Consider the following 16,371-nt stretch of genomic DNA (forward strand, 5'->3'; position numbering starts at 1 on the left):
ACCAGCACGCTGGCGGTCGGCGGGCACACGGTGACGGCGACGTACGGCGGTGACGCGCACTTCAACGGGTCGTCGTCCGGCACCGACACCCAGACTGTCGGGCAGGCCACTCCGGTCCTGGAGGTCGTCTCCGCACCGAACCCCTCGGTGTTCGGTCAGGCGGTCACCTTCGCCGCCACCGTCACTCCGCCCGGGACCGGCACCCCCACCGGAACCGTCACCTTCACCATCGACGGAGCGGGCGGCGGCACCTTCACCGGCACCCTCTCCGGCAGCGGCACGGCGAGTGTCACCGTCCCCACCCTGGGCGCCGACAGCCACACCGTCACCGTCACCTACAACGGCGACACCAACTTCACCACCGCCACGGCCACCAACACCCAGACGGTGAACCAGGCGTCCACCACCACGTCGGTCACCTCCTCCCCGAGCCCGACCTCCTTCGGTGAGCCCGTGACCCTCACCGCGGTCGTCAGTCCCGTCGCGCCGGGCGCCGGAACCCCGACCGGTACCGTGACGTTCACCCTCAGCGGAGCGGGCGGCGGCACGATCACCGCCACCCTCGATGCCAACGGGGTGGCCACCGCCACCACCGACACCCTCGACTTCGGCACCCACACCATCACCGCGGCCTACGGCGGCGACGCCGACTTCGCCTCCTCCACCGGCAGCATCAGTCACAGCGTGGTCACCCAGCCGTCCAGCCGAACCACCGTGGTCTCCACCCCCGACCCGTCCACCTTCGGCCAGGCGGTGACATTGACGGCGACCGTGGTGGCGGTGCCGCCGGCCACCGGTGTCCCCACGGGCACGGTGGTGTTCACCGTCACCGGCGCGGGCGGCGGCACCTTCACCGCCACCCTCGACCCCAGCGGCACCGCCACCGTCACCACCAGCACCCTCGGCGCCGGCCTGCACAACGTCACCGCCTCCTACGGCGGCGACTCCACCTTCAACCCCTCCAGCGGCAGCACCACCCAGACCGTGGCCCAGTCCGCGACCGGCACCCTGGTCACCGTCGCCCCCGACCCGGCCGCGTTCGGCCAGCCCGTCACCATCAGCGCGACGGTCACCCCGGTGGCGCCGGGTGCCGGCATCCCCACCGGCACCGTCACCTTCGCCACCCTGGGGGGCGAGACGGTCACCGTTCCGCTGGACGGCACCGGCACCGCGAGCTACGTCTCCACCAGCGCCCTGGCCGCCGGCACCCACCGGGTGACGGCGACGTACAACGGCGACGCCGACTTCGCCACCTCCGTGGGCACCTCGGTCCGCACGGTCACCGCGTCCGCGACCACCACCACGGTCACCAGCGCGCCGAACCCGTCGGTGTACGGGGTGCAGGTGACCATCAGCGCGGTGGTCGCCCCGGTGGCACCGGGCGCCGGCATCCCCACCGGCACGGTCACGTTCACCTCCAGCAGCGGCCGGACCCGCACCGTGGCACTGGACGCGGGCGGAGAGGCGACGTTCACCACCGACGTGCCGTTCGGCGCGGGCAGCGAACTGATCACCGCGGTCTACAACGGCGACGGGAACTTCACCTCGTCCACCGGCAGCACCACCCAGGTGATCGCACCGTCGGACACCACCACGGCCGTCACCTCGGCGCCGGATCCGTCCGTCTTCGGCCAGCCCGTCACCATCAGCGCCACGGTCACCCCGGTGGCGCCGGGCGCCGGCACCCCCACCGGCACCGTCACCTTCACCATCGACGGCACCGGCGGCAGCACCTCCACCGCCACCCTGGACGCCACCGGCACCGCCACGATCACCACCAGCACGCTGGGCGTCGGTCCGCACACCATCAGCGCCGCCTACAGCGGCGACGCGAATTTCACCGCTTCGACGGGGACCGACACCCAGACGGTGAACCAGTCGCTGACGTCCACCACCGTCACCTCCTCGCCCAGCCCGTCCGTCTCCGGCCAGGCGGTGACCTTCACCGCCGCCGTCGCCCCGGTCGCCCCGGGGGCGGGCGTCCCGGCCGGCACGGTGAGCTTCGTCATCGACGGCGGTACCCCGGTCGACGTGACGCTGGACTCCTCCGGGCAGGCCACGCTGAGCGTCTCCACCCTGCCCGCGGGCGACCACACCGTCACCGCCACCTACAACGGCGACGCCGACTTCGCCGGATCCTCCGGCAGTCGCACCCACACGGTCGCCCAGGCGCCGACGCGCACGACCGTGACCACCTCTCCGAACCCGTCGGTCTTCGGGCAGGAGGTCCTCGTCACCGCCACCGTGACTCCCAACCCGCCCGGTGCGGGTGTGCCGACCGGCACGGTCACCTTCACCGTCAGCACGGGCGAGACGGCCACCGTCCCCCTCACCGCGGGATCCGCGAGCGTCGCTCTCAGCACACTCGCGGTCGGCAGCCATGACATCACCGCGGTCTACAGCGGGGACGCGAACTTCACGCCCTCGTCGGGCAGCGCGAGCCAGGGCGTCGGCCAGGCGGCGACCACCACCACCCTGACCAACGCGCCGAACCCGTCGGTGACGGGGCAGACGTTCACCGGCACCGCGGTGGTCGCGCCGGTGGCCCCGGGGGCGGGCACCCCCACCGGCACGGTCACCTTCACGCTGAGCACCGGAACCAGCATCGACGTACCGCTGGTCGGCGGGGTCGCGACGGCCAGTACCGCGCTGCCCGCCGGTGTCTACGTCAGCACGGCCACCTACCAGGGCGACCGCAGCTTCACCGGCTCGTCCGGCACCGAGACCCAGACCGTCAACCCGGCCGGTACCACCACCACGGTCACGGTCTCGCCCGAGCCCTCGGTCTTCGGCCAGCAGGCCACCGTCTCCGCCGTCATCGCCCCGGTGGCGCCCGGCGTCGGCGTCCCCACCGGTACCGTCGCCTTCACACTCGACGGCGTCGGCCCGATCGACGTGCCGCTCGACGGCTCCGGGACCGCCACGCTGCCCATCAGCACACTCCACGCGGGCAGTTACACCGTCACCGCGGTCTACGGCGGGGACGCGGACTTCACCTCCTCCACCGGCACCGCCACCCATACGGTCGGCCGGGCGGCGACCTCCACCGCCGTCACCGTGTCGCCCGAGCCGTCGGTCTTCGGCCAGACCGCCACCTACACCGCCACCGTCACCCCGATCACGCCGGGTGCCGGGACCCCCACCGGCACGGTGACGTTCACCATCGACGGCACCGGCGGCGGCACCTTCTTTGCCGCCCTGAACGCCAGTGGCGTGGCGAGCGTCACCACCGCCGGGCCCGTCGCCGGCGACCACGGCGTCACCGTCACCTACAGCGGCGACACGAACTTCACCACCTCCACCGGCTCCGTCACCCACACCGTCGCCCAGGCGTCCACCGCCACGTCCGTCACCACCTCGCCGAACCCGAGCGGCTTCGGCGACACCGTCACCCTCACCGCCGTGGTCAGCCCGCTGGCGCCCGGCGCCGGAACGCCCACCGGCACCGTCACCTTCACCCTCAGCGGCACCGGCGGCGGCGCGCTCACCGCGACGCTGGACGCCAACGGGGTGGCCACCGCCACCATCGACACCCTCGGCTTCGGCAGCCACACCGTCACCGCGGCCTACGGTGGCGACGCCGACTTCGCGTCGTCCACCGGTACCACCACCCACAGCGTGGTCACGCAGCCGTCCAGCAGGACCCGGGTGACCTCGACCCCCGACCCGTCCACCTTCGGGCAGACCGTCACCCTGACGGCCACCGTCACCGCCGTCCCGCCCGCCATCGGCGTGCCGACCGGCACAGTCACCTTCACCATCGGAGGGACCGGCGGCGGAGTGCTGACCGCGACGCTCGACGCGGGCGGCACGGCCAGCGTCACCACCAGCACCCTGGGCGCCGGCACCCACAACATCACCGCGGCCTACAGCGGCGACTCCACCTTCAACCCGTCCAGCAGCAGCACCACCCAGACCGTCGCCCAGTCGGCGACGACCACCACGGTCACCTCAACGCCCGACCCGTCCGTCTACGGCCAGCCGTTCAGCGTCACCGCGGTGGTGGCGCCGGTCGCGCCGGGATCGGGCGTGCCGACCGGTACGGTCACCTTCACCGTCGCCGGCGGGGAGACCGCGGCCGTGACCCTGGACGGCACGGGGACCGCGACGTTCACCACCAGCACCCCGCTGCCGGCCGGCAGCCACTCCGTCACCGCGGCCTACGGCGGCGACGCCGACTTCTCGGCGTCCAACGGGTCCCACACCCAGATCGTCGACCAGTCGGCGACGACCACCACGGTCACCTCGGCGCCCAACCCGTCGGTCTTCGGGCAGCCGGTCGCCGTCTTTGCGACGGTGGCCCCGGTGACGCCGGGGGCGGGTGTGCCGACCGGCACGGTGACGTTCACCTTCAGCACCGGTGGCACCACCACCGTGGCGCTGGACGGGACGGGTACGGCGGCCTTCACCACCAGCGCGTTCCCCGCCGGGAGCGAGACCGTCACCGCCGTGTACAACGGGGACGCCGACTTCGCGGGCTCCACGGGCAGTACGACGCAGACGGTCGACCAGTCGGCGACGACCACCACGGTCACCTCGGCGCCCAACCCGTCGGTCTTCGGGCAGCCGGTCGCCGTCTTTGCGACGGTGGCCCCGGTGACGCCGGGGGCGGGTGTGCCGACCGGCACGGTGACGTTCACCTTCAGCACCGGTGGCACCACCACCGTGGCGCTGGACGGCACGGGTACGGCGGCCTTCACCACCAGCGCGTTCCCCACCGGGAGCGAGGTCATCACCGCGACCTACAACGGCGACGGCAACTTCGCCACCTCCACCGGGACGGCCACCCAGACGGTCGACCAGGCGGCGACGACCACCACGGTCACCTCGGCACCCAACCCGTCGGTCACCGGGCAGCCGGTGACGATCACGGCGGCCGTCGCCCCCGTCGCACCGGGCGGAGGCGTGCCGACCGGCACGGTCAGCTTCGTCATCGACGCGGGCAGCCCGGCGACCGTGCCGGTGAACGACTCCGGCCTGGCCACCCTCACCACCAGTTCGCTGGGCGCCGGCAGCCACTCCGTCACCGCGACCTACAACGGCGACACGAACTTCACCACCTCCAGCGGCACCGGGACCCAGGGCGTCGGCCAGGCGGCCACCAGCACCACGGTCACCGCCACACCGGACCCGTCGGTGTTCGGGCAGACGGTCACCATCAGCGCGGCCGTCGCGCCCATCGCACCGGGCGCCGGCACCCCGACCGGCACGGTGACGTTCACCGTCACCGGCGTCGGCGGCGGCACCGTGACCGCCCCGCTCACGGGCGGCACGGCGAGCTTCACCACCAGCACACTGGCGGCCGGCAGTCACGCCGTCACCGCCGTCTACAACGGGGACGCCGACTTCTCCACCTCCACCGGAGCCGCCACCCAGACGGTCGACCAGGCGCAGACCACCACCACCCTCACCTCGTCGCCCGACCCCTCGGTGTCCGGGGAGACGTTCACCGTCACCGCCGTGGTGGCGCCGGTGGCGCCGGGCGCCGGAACCCCCACCGGCACCGTCACCTTCGCCCTGAGCAGCGGCGGCACGGTGGACGCACCGCTGGTGGGCGGGGCGGCCACGGTCAGCACCGCGCTGCCCACCGGTGTCTTCGTCCTCCAGGCCACCTACCACGGTGACGCGGACTTCGGCGAGTCCACCGGCAGTGCGAACCACACCGTCGACAGGGCGGCGACCACCACCACGGTGACGTCCGCACCGGACCCCTCCTTCTACGGGCAGACGGTCACCATCAGCGCGATCGTCACCCCGGTGGCTCCCGGGACCGGCGTGCCGACGGGCACGGTCAGCTTCCTCATCGACGGGGCCGCCCCCGTCGACGTACCGGTGGACGTCACCGGGCAGGCGACGCTGACCACCAGCACGCTGCTCACCGGCGGCCACATCGTCACCGCCGTCTACAGCGGCGACGCGAACTTCACCGGATCGACCGGTTCGGACACCCAGACGGTCACCCAGGCGGCGACGACCACCTCGGTGGTCTCCTCGCCCGACCCGTCCGTCGTCGGCCAGCAGGTCACCCTCACCGCCACCGTCACCCCGCCCGCGGGCGGGGCCCCCACCGGCACGGTGACCTTCACGGTCGGCGGACCCGGCGGAGAGGTGCTGACGGCGCCGATCAGCAGCGGCGGCCGGGCCACGGCCACCATCAGCACGCTGGAGGCCGGCAGCCACACCATCACCGCCGACTACAGCGGCGACGCGAACTTCACCGCCTCCACCGGCACCAACACCCAGACGGTCAACCCGGCCGCGACCACCCTGACGGTCAGCTCGTCGCCCAACCCGACGGCCTTCGGCCAGACCGTGACCCTCTCGGCCACCGTCGCCCCCGTACCGCCGGGCGCCGGAGCACCGACCGGCACGGTGACGTTCAGCCTCAGCGGCACCGGCGGCGGCACGATCACGGCGGCGCTGAACACCAGCGGGGTCGCCACCGCCACCATCGACACCCTCGGCTTCGGCACCCACACCATCACCGCCACCTACAGCGGGGACGGCAACTTCTCGTCCTCCACGGGCACCACCACCCAGAGCGTGGTGACCCAGCCGTCCAGCGCCACCACCGTGACCTCCGCGCCCGAACCCTCCCGGTACGGGCAGACCGTGACCTTCACGGCCACCGTCAGCGCGGTGCCGCCCGCGACCGGCACCCCGACCGGCTCGGTGACGTTCGTCATCAGCGGCACCGGCGGCGGCACGTTCACCGCCCCGCTGGACGGCAGCGGCGTGGCGAGCGTGAGTACCGGCACCCTGGGCGCCGGGACGCACAGCGTCACCGCGACCTACCACGGCGACGCGACCTTCGACGCGTCCAGTGGCAGCGCCACCCACACCGTGCTCCAGACCGCGACCACCACCACGGTCACCACCACACCCAACCCGTCCGTCCACGGCGAGCCCGTCACGGTGACCGCGGTCGTGGCGCCGGTCGCCCCGGGCGCGGGCGTTCCCACCGGCACGGTCGTCTTCACCGCGACGAGCGGTCGTACCCACATCGAGCCGCTGAACGCCTTCGGCGTGGCCTCGTACACCACCAGCGTGGCGCTGGAGGCCGGCACCGAGACCTTCACCGCCGAGTACAGCGGTGACGAGAACTTCACCGCCTCCACCGGGCAGGTGAACCAGACGGTGAACCAGGCGGCGACGACCACCACGGTGGCCTCCGGCCCCGACCCGTCGGTGTTCGGGCAGCCGGTGACCATCACGGCGACGGTCGTGCCGGTGGCGCCGGGGGCCGGGGTTCCCACGGGCACGGTGACGTTCACCATCGCCGGACCCGGCGGCGGTACCTTCACCAGCGCCCTGAACAGCGGCGGAAGCGCGGTCTTCACACTCGGCACCCTCCAGGCGGGCAGCCACGCCATCACCGCCGACTACGGCGGCGACCAGAACTTCGCGGTCTCGTCGGGCACCACCACCCAGACGGTGAACCAGGCGGCGACGACCACGACGGTGGTCTCCGCTCCGGATCCGTCGGTGTTCGGGCAGCCGGTGACCATCACGGCGACGGTCGTGCCGGTGGCGCCGGGGGCCGGGGTTCCCACGGGCACGGTGACGTTCACCATCGCCGGACCCGGCGGCGGCACCCTCACCGCGCCGGTCAACGGCGGCGGACGCGCCACCGTCACCATCAGCACGCCGGCGGCGGGCAGTCACGCCATCACCGCCGACTACAGCGGTGACACCGACTTCGCGGCCTCGTCGGGCACCACCACCCAGACGGTCAACCCGGCGGCCACCAGCACCACCGTCACCTCCTCGCCCGACCCCTCCGTCTACGGGCAGCCGGTGACCTTCACCGCGGTCGTCGCCGCCGTCCCGCCGGGCGCGGGAACCCCGACCGGCACCGTCGGCTTCTCCATCGACGGCGGCACCCCCATCGACGTGCCGCTGGACGCCTCCGGGCAGGCGACGCTGACCACCAGCGAGCTGGAGACCGGCAGCCACACGGTGACCGCGGTCTGCAGCGGTGACAGCGACTTCGCGTCGTCCTCGGGCAGCGACACCCAGACGGTGAACGAGGCGGCGACCACCACCACGGTCCTCTCCGACCCCGATCCGTCGGTGTTCGGGCAGACGGTCACCATCACCGCGATCGTCGCCCCGGTCGTCACCAGGTCCCTGCCGGGCCTCGCCGGTCCGAGCGGCACCGTCACCTTCACGGTCGGCGGCACCGGCGGCGAGACCGCCACCGTCCCGCTCATCGGCGGCGCGGCGAGCCTCACCACCAGCACGCTGGGCGCCGGCGGCCACGCCATCACCGCGGTCTACAGCGGCGACGTCCACTACACCTCGTCGACCGGCACCGACACCCAGACGGTCAACCGGTCGCTGACCACCACCGCGCTGACCACCACGCCCAACCCGTCGGTGACCGGGCAGACCTTCACCGCCCTCGCCACCGTCACCCCGGTCGCCCCGGGTGCCGGAGTCCCCACCGGCACCGTGACCTTCACCCTCAGCAGCGGGCCCAGCGTCGACGCTCCTCTGGTCGACGGGGTGGCGGCCATCACGGCGGCCCTGCCCGCCGGTGTTTACGTCGGCAGCGCCACGTACAACGGCGACGCGGACTTCAGCGGGTCGACCGGCACCGAGACGCACACCGTCAACCCGGCCCCGACGACCACCACCGTCGTCCCGGCGCCCGATCCCTCGGTGTTCGGACAGCCGGTCGCCATCACCGCGACCGTCGCCCCGGACGGCGGCGGCGCCGGAACCCCCACCGGCTCGGTGACGTTCACCGTCGACGGCCCCGGCGGCGGTACCTTCACCGCCACCCTGGACGGCAACGGCGTCGCCACCACCACCCTCGGCAGCCTCACCGCCGGCAGCCACGCCATCAGCGCCGTCTACGGCGGCGACGCCAACTTCACCACGTCCACCGGAAGCGCCACCCAGACGGTGAACCAGGCGGCGACCACCACCTCCGTCACCTCCTCGCCGGATCCGTCCGTCTTCGGCCAGCAGGTCACCATCCGGGCGACTGTCGCGGCCGTCGCGCCGGGCGCGGGCGTTCCGACCGGCACGGTGACGTTCACCGTCAGCGGCCTGGGCGGCGGCACGATCACGGCCCCGGTGGACTCCGTGGGCGTGGCCACGGTCACGACCAGCACGCTGGGCGCGGGCAGCCACGCCATCACCGCGGTCTACAGCGGCGACACCGACTTCGCCTCCTCCACGGGCACCGGCACCCAGACGGTGCAGCAGGCGGCCACCAGCATCTCGGTCACCTCGTCCCCGGACCCCTCGGCCTTCGGCCAGTCGGTGACCCTCACCGCGATCGTCGCGACGGTCCCGCCGGGCGCGGGGACGCCGACCGGCACGGTGACGTTCACCATCAGCGGCACCGGCGGAGGCACGGTCACCGTTCCGTTGGACGCCAACGGCGTGGCGACCACCAGCACCGACACGATGTTCACCGGGACGCACACCGTCACCGCCCACTACAACGGTGCGACCGACTACGCGTCCTCGACGGGCACCACCACCCATACAGTGGCGACGCAGCCCTCCAGTGCCACCACGGTCACCTCCTCGCCGGACCCGTCGGTGTTCGGGCAGACGGTCACCATCACCGCCACCGTCACCGCGGTCCCGCCCGCCACCGGAACGCCGACCGGCTCGGTGACGTTCACCATCAGCGGCACCGGCGGAGGCAGCGTGACCGCCCCGCTGGACGGAAGCGGTGTGGCCACCATGACCACCAGCACCCTCGGCGCCGGGACCCACAACATCACCGCCGTCTACGGTGGTGACCCCACCTTCGACGCCTCCAGCAGCAGTACCACCCAGGCGGTGAACCAGGCGGCCACCACCACCGCGGTCACCTCCTCGCCCGACCCGTCCGTCTTCGGCCAGCCGGTCACCCTGACGGCCACCGTGACCGCCGTCCCGCCGGGCGCCGGAATCCCCACCGGCACCGTCACCTTCATCACCAGCAGCGGCATCAACCGGACCGTGCCGCTGGACGGCACCGGCACGGCGACCTACACCCCCGGCACCCCCATCCCGGTCGGCACCGAGAACATCACCGCGGTCTACAACGGTGACGCCGACTTCACCGCCTCGGCCGGCACGGACACCCAGACGGTCACTCAGGCGGCGACGACCACCACGGTGGTCTCCGCGCCGGATCCGTCGGTGTTCGGGCAGTCGGTGACGTTCACGGCGACGGTGGCGGCGGTGGCGCCGGGTGCGGGGACGCCGACCGGCAGTGTCGGCTTCAGCATCGACGGCGGAACCCCCATCGTGGTACCGCTCACCGGCGGCGTGGCCGCGTACACCACCAGTGCACTCAGCGCCGGGGTGCACGACGTCTCCGCGGTGTACGGCGGTGACGCCGACTTCACCGCCTCGGCCGGCACGGACATCCAGACGGTCACTCAGGCGGCGACGACCACCACGGTGGTCTCCGCGCCGGATCCGTCGGTGTTCGGGCAGTCGGTGACGTTCACGGCGACGGTGGCGGCGGTGGCGCCGGGTGCGGGGACGCCGACCGGCAGTGTCGGCTTCAGCATCGACGGCGGAACCCCCGTCTTCGTCCCGCTGGACGGTTCCGGTCGTGCCACCCTGACCGTCGACGCGCTGGGCGCCGGCGGCCACACCGTCTCGGCGACGTACGGCGGTGACGCGGACTTCACCGGTTCGTCGGGCAGTACCACGCAGACGGTGAACCAGGCGGCGACCACCACGGCGGTGACCTCGTCCCCGGACCCGTCCGTCTTCGGGCAGACGGTCACCCTCGCCGCCACGGTGACCGCGGTACCGCCCGGGGCCGGCACGCCGACCGGCAACGTCAGCTTCAGCATCGACGGCGGCCCCGCCATCGTCGTCCCGCTCACCGGCGGCGTGGCGTCCTTCACCACCAGCGCGCTGGGCGCCGGCGGCCACACCGTCTCGGCGACGTACGGCGGTGACGCGGACTTCACCGGTTCGTCGGGCAGTACCACGCAGACGGTGAACCAGGCGGCGACCACCACGGCGGTGACCTCGTCCCCGGACCCGTCCGTCTTCGGGCAGACGGTCACCCTCGCCGCCACGGTGGCCGCCCTCCCGCCCGGCGCGGGCATCCCCACCGGCACGGTGACGTTCATCATCGGCGGCACCGGCGGCGGCACCTTCACCGCCACCCTGAACGCGAGCGGTGTGGCCATCCTGACGACCAGCACGCTGGGCGCCGGGACGCACACCGTCACCGCCGCCTACAACGGCGACGGCAACTTCGCGACATCGTCGGGTACCGACACGCAGACGGTGAACCAGGCGGCGACGACCACGACGGTGGCCTCGGCTCCGGATCCGTCCACCTTCGGGCAGACGGTCACGATCACGGCGACCGTGGCGCCGGTCGCGCCCGGCGCCGGGATCCCGACCGGGACGGTGGCGTTCACGCTCGGCGGTACCGGCGGCGGAACGCTGGTCGGGACGCTGAACGGCAGCGGTGTGGCGACGGTGACGATCAGCACGCTGGCGGCGGGAAGCCACGACATCACCGCGGTCTACGGCGGGGACGGCAACTTCGCCGGCTCGACCGGCACGGACACCCAGACCGTCAATCCCGCCGCGACCACGACGACCGTCACCTCGTCCCCGGACCCGTCCGTCTTCGGGCAGACGGTCACGATCACGGCGACCGTGGCCGCCGTCCCGCCCGCCACCGGAACACCGACCGGGACGGTGACCTTCACCGTCACCGGCACCGGCGGCGGCACCTTCACCGCCCCGCTCAACGGCAGCGGTGTGGCGACCGTGGCCATCAGCACGCTGGCGGCGGGCAGCCACACGGTGACCGCGGTCTACGGCGGCGACGGCAACTTCGCCACCTCGACGGGCACCGACACCCAGGCGGTCAACCAGGCGGCGACCACCACCACGGTGACTTCCTCGCCCGATCCGTCGTCCGCCGGTCAGCCGGTCACCGTCACGGCGACGGTCGCGGCGGTCGCGCCGGGCACCGGGAGGCCCACCGGCACGGTGTCGTTCACCATCGGCGGCACCGGCGGCGGCACCTTCACCGCCACCCTGAACGCGAGCGGTGTGGCCACCCTGACGATCAGCACGCTGGGCGCCGGCACCCACACCATCACCGCCACCTATAACAGCGACGGGAACTACGCGACCTCGTCCGGGACCGACACCCAGACCGTCAACGCGGCGGCGACCACCACCACCGTCACCTCGGCGCCCAACCCCTCCAGGGTCGGGCAGACGGTGACCATCACGGCGACCGTGTCACCGGTCCCGCCCGCCACGGCCATCCCGACCGGCACGGTGACGTTCGTCATCCAGGGTCCCGGCGGCGGTACCTTCGTGGTCCCGCTCAACGCCAGCGGCCAGGCCATCATGACCATCAGCACCCTGGACAACAGCGACCACAACATCACCGCCACCTACAGCGGCGACGCCAACTACACGTCCTCCTCCGGTACGACCAAGCAGGTCGTCCGGAATTGACCCGAAGCCCGGTACCCGCTGCCCGCCGCCCCGCGCCGACCCGGCGCGGGGCGGCGGGCGTTCGGGCCGGACCCGCCCCGCGGACCCCGGATTCCCCGCTCCGCGCGCCCTTCACTGCGGGCCGCCGGGCACGGTAGTGCACTGCACTGCTGCGCTTGCCGGTCAGGCGATGCCAGCCTCGCATAACGCCATGGTCCGCCACGCTGACGGGAGATGCATTCTGCGGAGCGGAGCTGCCTCAGTCCGAGTGTCTGCGGACGGTGGGCGTGAGCTGCCGTGCGGCCAGGGCCCTCAACATCGCGTTGCGACCGCGGTCCGGCACCGTCCACAGCGTCTGGCCCCGTACCCCCCATTGTTCCAGCAGGGCGTTGGCCGCGAGGAAGCCGGTGGTGGCTGCTCGTTCCATGAGTGCCACGGGCAGGTCGGTGCGGACCAGGTCGCCGGCCATGACCAGCCGCGGGTGCGGAGTGCGGACGGTGGGCCGGTCGCGGTAGCCGCCCACCGGGAAGAGGGGGCAGTCCGCATGCCATTCGTGGCGGGCGTTCAGGACCGTGGCCGTGCTGGTCTCCGGATACACCTGGTGGAGTTGGCCGAGCAGGCGCTTTTGCTCGACCTCCCGGACGGCTCCGGGCGGCACGGCGTAGGCGTGCAGTTCGACGACGGAACCTCCGGTGCGCGCTCTCCAGCGGGCCGCCTCGTCCTCATAGCGTTCCAGCACGCTGATGTTGTCGAGGGTGCCGAAGCCGCTGGTACCGAGGAAGCCGGGCCGATCGGATGCGACCGGACGGTCCAACCACAGGCGGCTGACCAGGAACGGCGGAGCGGTGCGCAGTCGCCCGATCCGCTCACGCCAGGGCGCGTCGCCCAGCTGCCCGCAGTGTTCGACCAGCGAGCGCAGCCCCGCGCTGTCCAGAGCAAGGACGACTCCGTCGTAGGGGCGCTCCTCCCGTTCGCAAGCGACAACGAAACCGCCGTCCGGGGCGGGCGCGATGTGCTCGACGGCCATGCCGGTGCGCACCTCCGTGTGGTGACGGGTGAGGTAGCCGGCGAGCGGGTCCCACAAGGCGGCCGCGAAAGGGGCGCTGGGTACGTCGAAGAGCAGCCCTTCGGCGGAGCCGAGGAAGTAGATGTGGAACATCAGCGCCATCTCGGCCGCGGACAAGTGCCGCGGGTCGGCGAAGAAGCTCCGGGAGAACACTTCGAAGGCCAGGTGCCGGGCGCTGTCGGGGAAACACACGGCGTCCAGGAAGTCGTGCGCGCTGATGCCGTCCAGGCGGTCGTACACCTGCGGCACCCGCACGTCGAGCAGCGGGAGGGCTGCCAGAGGGTTCATGGCACGCAGGTCGGCGAGCCGGAAGGAGGGGCTGAGCGCGACGAAGCCGAGCGCGCTGAGCGGCGGGGTACGCGGGACGTACCGGAAACTGTCGTGCAGGCCGTCGGCGTGGAGCAGCGGGTAGTCGGGAAGACCGGTGAGCCGCTGAAGGCCGGGGTCGGTGCGGCGCAGGAGTCCGCGCAGGTTGTAGTACTGGCGGAAGAAGGCGTGGAAGCCGCGGCTCATGCTGACCGTGGTGCCTTCGCGCAGTTCGGTCGGCCATCCGCCGACTCGGCCGCCGAGGTACGGCCGCTTCTCGTACAGGGTGACGGACACCCCGCGCTCGGCGAGCACGGTGGCGGCGGCCAGGCCGGCGATGCCGGCGCCGACCACCGCCACCGACGGTGGGGTGCCCTGCACCCGGGGGGTTCCGGACGGGGCGGGCAGCATGCGTGCCCGCCGGTCGCGTCCCCGGCGCGCGGCGCCCTGTCGCGGCGACCTCATGCGTTTCGCCCGTGGTCGTGTGCTCGGCGGGCGAGGAAGGTGTGAGTGATGCCCGTCTGCCAGCCCGGCAGAGGCAAGGAGCGGACCTTGTCGAAGCCGGCCGCGTCGAGCCGCCGCGCGAAACACGAGGCGGTGTCGAAGTCCAGCACGCTGCGCCACAGGTGCCGGTACAGCGGGCCGTCCCCCAGCAGGGTCGCGACAGGCTGTACGAGACCTCTGCACACCAGCGTCCACACCGCGCGGTCGGCGTGCCGCCCGCTCAGGGTGTACTCGTGCACGGCGAGTCGGCCGCCCGGCCGCAGCAGCTCGCGCACGGCGGCGAGGACAGCGTCGGGATCGGTGACGTTGCGGAAGAGGTAGGCGGCCAGCACCGCGTCGAAGGGGCCACGCACCCCCGCTTGGGGCAGCTGCTCGGCAGGGGAGTGGACGAAGGTCACCCCGTCCGCCCACGGCTTGGCCGCGGCTCGCCGGAGCATGCCGGCCGAGGCGTCCACGGCTGTGATGCGGGCGGCGGGCAGGACGGAGCGCAACGCGGCGGTGGAGGCGCCGGTACCGCAGCCGAGGTCGAGCAGGCGCAGTCCCTGGCCGGCTCCGGGCAGGCCGAGTCGGCGCACCGAGCGGCGCAGGTGGGCGTGGTAACCGGGGTTGGCGGCCACGAGCGTGTCGTACGTGCGGGAGGCGTGATCGAAAGCGGCGGCGAGGTGGTCGTCACGCAACTGCGTCATGGGGTCTCCGTCGGGGGGAGGTGCGGGGCGGATGCGTCCGGCGCGGGCAGCGGCGCAGCGGCGGGAGCCGTCGGCGGGCGCGAGTGCGTGGCCAGGTCGAAGGGGCGGCGGGGAAGACCGCGCAGCTCCAGGGCGGAGCGCAACATCGGCCGGACCGGCGTACACAGTCCGATGGACACGTCCTCGTGCAGGCGGGTGTCTCCGTCGAGGAAGCGCAGCAGCCGTGCCATAGGCACGTGGGTGAACAGGCGGCTGAACAGTTCCGGGCCGTCGGCCCGGCCGCTGTCCAGGGCGCGCAACAGGACGGCGTCCATGGCACGCGAGCGCATCCGGTGGGCGGGGGGCGGCACCGGGCGGCGTCCGCGGCGCAGGGCGTCGGCGATGGCTCTGGTCTGGCGCTGAAGTCCGGCAAAGGTGTAGCCGGTGGCGGGGCGGGTCGCTCCGCCGGCGGCACCGATGCGGAAGACGGAGGCTCCGGTCTGCCGGGGGAAGAGCCCGTCGGTCATCGGGATGAGGCCGGTCTCAGTGGCCAGCACTTGCCGTTCGCCGAGCCGCAGCACCTCGTCGGCGTAATGCCGTACGGCTACCTCGTGCCGCTCCGGAGCGAGGGCATCAGGGGAGAACTCGGTGTACTCCACGAGCGCCTCGCACGGTCCGGTCGGCAGTACGTAGCCGAAGGACAGGCCATGGGCGGGCTGCGGGGTGCGGAAGTCCATCAGCTCTACGACGGCGGGGTCGAAAACCGGGCGGGCGGTGCGTACGAACCAGCCGTGGAAGCACTGAAGCATGGTCGTTCGGGCGGCCGGAAGCTCGCCGAGGGGGCGGGAGTCGAACACCCAGCGGGCACTGAGCACCCGCGCCCGGCCGCGGGAGTCTCTGAGATGGACGTGGGCGCCGCCGGGCACGTCCTCCACCGCTTCGACGATCGCTTCCAAGCGCCGCACGTTGGAGGTGTGGGCCAGGTTCCTGGCGACCAGGCGTTCGAAGTCGTCGGAGCGGATCATGCGGTACCGCAGCGGGGCGATGTCTCCCTCAATAGGGGCGCCGGTGCGCGGGCGAACCCTAAGCCGCTGCCACTCGTCCCGTACCGCCGCGTCGAACCGTCCAGGTCCTGCCGTCCAGTAACACCAGGTCCGCGGTGGTGGCCGCAGCGGGCCGGGCGGCGCGTCCAGCAGGACCGCGGAGGGTGTGCGCAGGCCGGCAACGCTCCCGGCGAGCCGGTGGGCCAGCGACAGCCCGGCAGCGCCCGCACCCACGATGGCCACGTCCGTATCCGGCACTGCGTCTCCCTTCGATCCGATCCGATCCGATCCGACCCGTACGCGGCTGCCGGCGGAGGGGCCTACGGCGTGACGGACTCCGAGCCGA

General features: G+C 72.9%; 4 protein-coding genes. 1 reads left to right on the forward strand and 3 read right to left on the reverse strand.

Features of this window, described 5'->3' with window-relative positions; all coding sequences use genetic code 11:
* Positions 1 to 30: 30 nt before the first annotated feature.
* Positions 31 to 12,462, forward strand: coding sequence for an Ig-like domain repeat protein (locus ACWDD7_RS35545; RefSeq protein ID WP_450460440.1), 12,432 nt, complete (start codon positions 31 to 33; stop codon positions 12,460 to 12,462).
* Positions 12,463 to 12,700: 238 nt separating this feature from the next.
* Here ACWDD7_RS35545 and ACWDD7_RS35550 read toward each other — a convergent pair whose 3' ends face one another.
* From ACWDD7_RS35550 to ACWDD7_RS35560, 3 genes are read right to left on the reverse strand one after another with little or no spacing between them, the layout of a single operon-like run.
* Entirely contained in the window at positions 12,701 to 14,224 is a 1,524-nt protein-coding gene (locus ACWDD7_RS35550) for an FAD-dependent oxidoreductase (protein ID WP_450460455.1), read from the reverse strand.
* Positions 14,225 to 14,274: 50 nt separating this feature from the next.
* Positions 14,275 to 15,003: a class I SAM-dependent methyltransferase gene (locus ACWDD7_RS35555; RefSeq protein WP_450460441.1), complete on the reverse strand. Its 729-nt coding sequence runs from the start codon at positions 15,001 to 15,003 to the stop codon at positions 14,275 to 14,277.
* Positions 15,000 to 16,283, reverse strand: a complete 1,284-nt coding sequence (locus tag ACWDD7_RS35560; protein WP_450460442.1) for a lycopene cyclase family protein — start codon at positions 16,281 to 16,283, stop codon at positions 15,000 to 15,002. The genes ACWDD7_RS35555 and ACWDD7_RS35560 overlap by 4 nt, the downstream gene beginning before the upstream one ends.
* Positions 16,284 to 16,371: the final 88 nt, after the last annotated feature.

It is taken from the genome of Streptomyces sp. NPDC001056 (genome assembly GCF_053598955.1).